This is a genomic window from Blastocatellia bacterium (genome assembly GCA_025054955.1).
Taxonomy (GTDB): Bacteria; Acidobacteriota; Blastocatellia; order HR10; family J050; genus JANWZE01.
The window spans coordinates 1-6302 of record JANWZE010000110.1 but is presented as its reverse complement, the minus strand read 5'-3'; the positions used below and the strand labels follow the sequence as shown (position 1 = coordinate 6302).

Here is a 6302-nt window from a genome sequence, read left to right as displayed (position 1 = left end):
AGCGACACCCCGAGCGCCCGGCGAATGTCCTCATTTTTGACAAATCCCTTCTCAAGCAAGATGGGTTCCAGTGCCACGAACTCTGGCGGTTTTTCGATAGGCGGCTTGGAGGGCTCAGCGGTGACTTCATACACGCGCCCTTTGGGCTTGGTGAGGCGAGCAACGCCCCGACGAATGAGGTCCTTAATGTCGCGGGCAGCCGTGTAGATGTCCGCGCCGACGAGTTTTTGATAGGCCCTGCTGGTGAATCGGTCGCCATGCTCATGGGCATACGCCAGCAAGCGCATCTGGTTGCGACTGAGCCCTTGCCCTTCAAACCGCTTGAGCCAATGCATCGTTTCTGGACGGAACATCGGGGTGCTCCGCAAAGTGACCACAAACCGACCACCTTCCAATCGGAACTCTGGCGGCTGCAACCATTCCCGCTCCATCACTTCAAACATTCGGGGAATCCCTTCGCCTAATTCGCGCATGTAACCGAACTCGGTCAGGATTCGCACCATACGCGGGTTGCGCGAAGCGTGAAACCGCTCTCGCCGTTGAAGTCGCTCGATGGTGATGGGTTCCACCAACTCCCCCGGGCTCCAGATTTCCATGCGGTCGTCAAAGAGGTGCACTTCAATCCCAATCCCCGTTAGGTTGTAGTCCCGATGGGCAACGGCATTGACGATGGCTTCTTGCCAAGCAAATTCAGGGTAGGCAAGTTTCTCTTCAAAGAATAAATCCACCAGCCGCTGGCGTTCTGGGATCTGCTCACGGATTTTCCTGTAGGCTTCCTCAATCAGGCGGACAAGAGGTTTGTCCTCGATCCTGATGCGCTTTTCAATGTTCAAGTCCGCGCCTGTCTTTCGCTCCGTGCCGCTCCAACGGATGAACTCGATCCCACAGCGGGGATGCCAACGGGCTGGATCCTTGCCCAGCGCAAGCAAGGCAGCCAACGTCAAGCGAATTTGAGCATTGACCCTTTCAGCCAACCGAAAGTGCACAAGGGTTTCTTCAGGCGAGACGTTCAACTTACTTTGCTTTGCCAACTCTTCAACGAGTCCAAGGTCTATGTCGTCAAGGGAGGCGTCGGGCTGATACTGCATCTCCGTCGGCCGCTGACGTCGCGCATTCTTCATCGCTTCGACGTCCCCTGCTGGGAAAGGCAGATTGTGCTCGCCAACGCGCAGGAGGTAGCGTCCATCACTCAATTGATGCACTTCCGCGCTCCAGTCAGTTTCAAAAACCCAGAGTCGTTGACCGTGCAAAGTGATTTCGCTGGTGCGAAAACGAAGCCGAGGTCGAACGTAATCGTTCAGTTGCTGACGAGCCTTCTCGAAATCGTATCGTGAGGGAACTCCCGAAACTGCGCCATCATCTTCCAGACCCACTGCGACTGTGCCTCCATCCGCGTTTGCCATCGCCGCCAGCGATTCAGCGACATCCTGCAAGACTTCTTTGATCGAGCGAGGTTCCACTCGACCTTTGGAGCGGGTGTAGCAACTTTTTCGTTCAAGAAACTGGCTTTCAGGTTGTTCTTTCAGCCAGTCCCAGTGCTGAGACGTCGGCATTGCTAATTTGCCTCCTTCCACTGCTCGATAGCCACTTTCACGATGCCCGCAATGGGCTGGAGTAGAGGCTATCGAGCAGACCGCGATCCAAGGTCACGAAACCCTCGCGGAACCAGCCGGCCATCTCCCGTTTCCACTGGTCTTGCAAGTGAGCGGGGACGACGGCCAAGGCGCTTTTGACCAATCCCCTTGCTTTGAACTCCTTCAAAAGCAACCCCGCCATGATGGTCTTGCCCAAGCCGGGGTCGTCTGCCAGAAGGAAGCGGATGCACGGCTGCGGGAGGATGCGGTCGTAAACGGCATCTACCTGATGGGGAAGCAAGTCAACTTGGGTGACGCTCACGGCATAGTGCGGATCGAAACTATATGCCAGGTGCATCCTCAGCGCATCCGTGAAAAGGATAAAACTCTCTCGCGGAAGCGCCGCTGGGATAAACTCGTCCCAGAGCGATGGCAGCCGCTGAACCCGCTGAGCAAACTCTTCAAGAGAAAAGACGAGCCGCTCCGCCTTTTTTGAGCGTAGAAAAATCACTCCCAGCCGAACCTGGCTCCCCGTCTGCTGCACATCAAAAACTTCGGCGGGTTCATCCGAGGGCGCGATGACAACACGGTCGCCCACCGATGGCAATTCGCGGGCCATTGATCCTTCACCCTTTTCTAGCGATGTCGAGTCTTGCATGTTGGGGCCATTTTCTCATCAAGCGCAGCGCGAGGTCAAACTTCTTGTGGTCGTTTGGCTGAACGGCTAGGCCCACACCCGTTCAACTCATTCGCACGCAATGGCTGGGACGACCTCCTGCTTGCGAAAGAAACCGCCGACGTCCAGCGCCGCATAGTAACGAGTGAGAGCAACGCCCGATTGATTGAACCGTCGCTCGCGTGACGTGGTGGGATGCGCGGCCATGATGTGCAAGCCATCAATAAACTGCCTACGGTTATCGTCCCTACGGGACGCGAAACCATCCGCTGCTGCAAACACACCGGATGTCATCGCGTCACCCACCCAGCGACGCCTCTACAACCACCGCCACTGTAACACAAACATGCCAAACGTCAGCGGGCAATCACACAACGACGCCTCTACAGACGGACGGTCGCACAGTGACCGGCTGTCAACATGCTACCTGTGCTTTGCTTGACAAGGTGAGGGTCTGTTCATAGTATTGCGCCTTTCGACTTAACAACCGATCACCGGTAGGGATTGATGGCAACGGAACCATTGCGGGTGACTTTTGCTGCTTCAGAGGTCGCTCCCTATGCCAAGACAGGCGGATTGGCCGATGTGCTGGGCGCCTTACCGAAGGCTCTGGCTCGCCTTGGCGTTGACGTCAAGGTGATGCTGCCACGCTATCAGTTCATCCAAGCCGGTCAGTTGCTGATGGGCGACCTGCTCGTCCCATTCAATTTCGGCTTGATGACTGCATCTGTCTACCAGGACTGGCGCGACAGTGTGCCAATTTACTTGATTGATGCGCCGCAGTATTTTGCTCGCGATGGCATCTATGGTTCGCGCGATGGCGAGTATGGCGATAACATCGAACGGTTCGGTTTCTTTTCGCGCGCCGTGTTGGAACTGGAGAAGCGACTGGGGCCGCCGCCGCACGTAATTCATTGTCACGACTGGCAGACCGGCCTCATCCCTCTTTATTTGCAAACGGCTTATCGGGGCGATCCCTATTACGCGCGAACTGCGACACTGTTTACCATTCACAACCTCGCCTATCAAGGATTGTTTGATCCGGGCAAATTACCGAAGCTCGGATTTGGGCTGGATGTTTATCGAACCGATGGAGGCATCGAGTTTCATCAAGCAGCCAGCGCCATGAAGGCTGGGTTGATTGCCTCTACGGCGATTACTACGGTCAGTCCGACTTACGCGCGAGAAATCCAAACGCCAGAGCACGGATGCAAGCTCGATGGTCTGTTACGGGCGCGTCGCAATGACCTGATCGGCATTCTCAACGGGGTTGATTATGAGCAGTGGAGTCCCGAAGTAGACCCCTATATTGCCAAGAACTACAGCATGCAGAATCTGGAAGGCAAAACCGAATGCAAAGTTGACCTGCTGAAGCGATTCGGCTTGCCGCTGGAGCTGGATCGTCCACTGATCGGTTCGATTTCACGGCTGGTCTATCAAAAAGGGTTTGACCTGGTGGAGCAGGCCGCCGAACGCATGCTGCAAATGAACTGCGCTTACGTAGTGCTCGGTTCCGGCGAAACCGAGATCGAGCAATTTTTTCAATGGCTGCGTGATCGCTATCCTGACCGCGTTGGTTTCTATCGTGGAGTGAATAACGAGCTGGCGCATCAGATCGAGGCTGGCGCCGACATCTTCCTGATGCCATCGCGGTATGAGCCGTGTGGACTCAACCAGATGTACAGCCTCAAGTACGGAACGCTGCCACTGGTGCGCGGCACGGGCGGCTTGGACGATAGCGTGATTGATTTTGACCGGCTGACGCAGACCGGCAACGGATTCAAGTTTTATGAATATGACGCCGAGCGTCTGCTGGAAAAGTTCTACGAAGCGTTGCTGACCTATGCTGACCCTGAGATGTGGCGAAAACTGATGCTGAACGCCATGAGCGCAGATTTTTCCTGGGAGCGATCGGCGCGTGAGTACCTGAACGTGTATCGTCAATTAAAGGCACGGTATGACACAGCAGGACTCGCTTGAGCCGGCTTCGGACTCGGCCACATTTCCAGAAACGAAGGCGAGGCCGTTCCGTTTTTTTGACGATGACAACTTTGACGATGACAACTTCGACGATGAGAATAAGGAGTATGCAACAATATGAAACAAGTGACTGACAGCACATTTGAGCAAGAAGTGTTAAATTCAGACAAACCGGTGCTGGTTGATTTCTCAGCCGTGTGGTGTGGCCCGTGCAAAATGTTGGAACCAACCGTGAGGGCTATTGCCGACGAGTATGCCGGCCGGGTTCATGTTTACAAGTTGGATATTGATCAGAGTCCGTTGACACCGGCGCGTTATGGCGTCAGAGGCGTGCCGACGCTGATCTTGTTCAAAGATGGCCAGGAGAGAGACCGGATTATTGGCGTGACTTCCAAAGATACAATCGAACAGATGATTGACGACAATCTGTGAGACGACGCGCCGCGCACGCGATCAGGACTGCGTCGCGTGAAGATTCAGAGGCACGCTTGAGGTGATGTTCCCAAAAGGCGTGTTGGCCTATGCTCAGGCGCGCCCATTTTATGTGAGCTGAGTTCACGTTTATGAAGAATGTAGTGGTTGTTGGCGCCCAGTGGGGCGACGAGGGGAAGGGCAAAGTCGTTGACTTGCTGGCCGAGCAGTTCGATATTGTGGCTCGCTATCAGGGCGGGCATAATGCCGGCCACACCATTAAGGTCGGCGAGCGCACCTTCGCATTGCATCTGATCCCTTCGGGCATCATTCATCCGAATAAGGTATCGGTCATTGGCAACGGCTTGGTTGTTGATCCGGAAGCATTGTTGCGCGAAATGGCCGAGTTGCGTCTGCTGGGCATTGAAGTCACGCCGGCGCGATTGTTGGTGAGCGACCGCGCGCATTTGATCCTGCCGTACCATCGGGCGCTGGAAGCCATCATGGAGCAGCAACAAGGGGAGCGCAAGGTGGGGACAACGATGCGTGGGATCGGGCCTGCTTATGTAGCCAAAGTGGGTCGGCATGGCGTGCGCGTTGGTGATTTGTTGAATGAAGAACTGCTCAGGGAGAAAATCGAATTCAATGTAGCCTATGCCAATCGCATCCTGCATGCGTTTGATTCAGACATGCTGGATGCCGATCAGTTGTGGGCGCACCTGAGAGAACTCGGTCGAGAAATTGCCCCGTATATTGCCGACACCGTGACCTATCTGCATACGGCTATTGCTGAGGGACGGCGGGTGTTGTTTGAAGGCGCGCAGGGCATCATGCTCGACCTTGATTTTGGCACCTATCCCTATGTGACTTCGTCCTCGGCGATGGCAGCGGGAGCGTGCACCGGCACGGGCATTCCGCCGCACTATATCAGCGCTGTTATCGGTGTGACCAAGGCTTATACCACGCGGGTTGGCGCCGGCCCGTTCCCGACCGAGCTCAAAGACCAATGGGGCGCGTTGCTCCAACAACGTGGCGCCGAAGTCGGCGTCTCCACCGGGCGCGTGCGTCGGTGTGGCTGGCTGGATGGATTCGCCTTGCGCTACGGTGTGATGGTCAATGGAATTGACGCACTGGTCTTGACCAAACTGGATATTCTGGACGTGTTTGATCAGATCAAAGTCTGCACAGGTTATCGCTATCGTGGCCAGCCGTTGACGGCCTATCCGTGTGACTTGCGTGTGCTCGAAGAATGCGAGCCGATCTATGAGTCGTGGCCTGGCTGGAACACGTCCACATCTGGCCTCACCCGCTATGATGATCTGCCGCCGCAAGCGCGCGAGTATGTAGCTCGGTTAAGCGCGCTGGTCGGATGTCCCATCTCGGTGATTTCCACTGGACCCCGACGCAGCGAAACCATCTGGGCGCCCGATGCTGATGTGATGGCCGCGTGCGGGCTATGAGTGGTTACGACCTGCGAGTTATACCAATAATCCGGAGAGAGGCCATGTTTGATGAAGCGACATGGTGAGTAGGAGCAGAATCATTCAGGCAGCAGTCCACGATTTTCCGTGTGCGTTTTATGACATCCTCAATAAGGGTGGGTCGGCATCCGGAGGCCGCATCAGCGGCCTGCAAGAAGGTAGCCAGACGTGCAACGTCTG

General features: G+C 55.7%; 6 protein-coding genes. 3 read left to right on the top strand and 3 right to left on the bottom strand.

Going from position 1 to position 6302, the window contains the following annotated elements:
- The 3 genes from NZ823_14120 to NZ823_14110 form a co-directional block, all read right to left on the bottom strand.
- On the bottom strand, positions 1 to 1553 hold a 1553-nt coding region (locus tag NZ823_14120; protein MCS6806263.1), incomplete at its 3' end, for a putative DNA binding domain-containing protein.
- 37 nt (positions 1554 to 1590) lie between these two features.
- Positions 1591 to 2232: an SNF2-related protein gene (locus NZ823_14115; protein MCS6806262.1), complete on the bottom strand. Its 642-nt coding sequence runs from the start codon at positions 2230 to 2232 to the stop codon at positions 1591 to 1593.
- A gap of 87 nt (positions 2233 to 2319) precedes the next feature.
- Positions 2320 to 2544, bottom strand: a complete 225-nt coding sequence (locus NZ823_14110) for a hypothetical protein (GenBank protein ID MCS6806261.1) — start codon at positions 2542 to 2544, stop codon at positions 2320 to 2322.
- 213 nt (positions 2545 to 2757) lie between these two features.
- Between NZ823_14110 and glgA the strand changes: the two genes are divergently transcribed.
- From glgA to NZ823_14095, 3 genes are all read left to right on the top strand, one after another.
- A complete protein-coding gene (gene glgA / locus NZ823_14105) occupies positions 2758 to 4230 on the top strand; it encodes a glycogen synthase GlgA (protein ID MCS6806260.1) in 1473 nt (490 codons plus the stop codon).
- 117 nt (positions 4231 to 4347) lie between these two features.
- Positions 4348 to 4662: a thioredoxin gene (gene trxA / locus NZ823_14100; GenBank protein ID MCS6806259.1), complete on the top strand. Its 315-nt coding sequence runs from the start codon at positions 4348 to 4350 to the stop codon at positions 4660 to 4662.
- A 131-nt stretch (positions 4663 to 4793) separates the two neighbouring features.
- Complete coding sequence (locus NZ823_14095) at positions 4794 to 6101, top strand: adenylosuccinate synthase (GenBank protein MCS6806258.1); 1308 nt, start codon at positions 4794 to 4796, stop codon at positions 6099 to 6101.
- The last annotated feature ends 201 nt before the right edge of the window (positions 6102 to 6302 follow it).